Annotated in this window: 1 protein-coding gene; it reads right to left on the minus strand. The window is 72.1% G+C overall.

The features are described 5' to 3' along the window. Positions 1 to 244: FAD-dependent oxidoreductase (locus FQ668_RS28035; RefSeq protein WP_144180850.1), on the minus strand; the 244-nt coding region annotated here is incomplete at both ends.

Raw genomic sequence — 244 nt, forward strand, 5'->3', positions numbered from 1 at the left:
GTCGTGGCGTTCCAGTACGGTAACCTGCCAGCCACGCCGGGCCAGGCTGGCGGCGGTTGTGCTGCCGGCGAGCCCGGCCCCTATCACCAGCGCTTCACGCCGCCCCGCCGTGGCAGCCGGGCGTGCGTACCATGGCGCGCCGGGGCTGGGCACGGGGCCGACATAGGCGCCGCTCATCACTTCCCATTTCTTGCCGATGCCCGGCACCTTCTTCATGGCGAAGCCGGCGTCGACCAGGCTGCGG

The sequence above is a fragment of the Pseudomonas sp. Kh14 genome (assembly GCF_900291005.1).
GTDB lineage: Bacteria > Pseudomonadota > Gammaproteobacteria > Pseudomonadales > Pseudomonadaceae > Aquipseudomonas > Aquipseudomonas alloputida.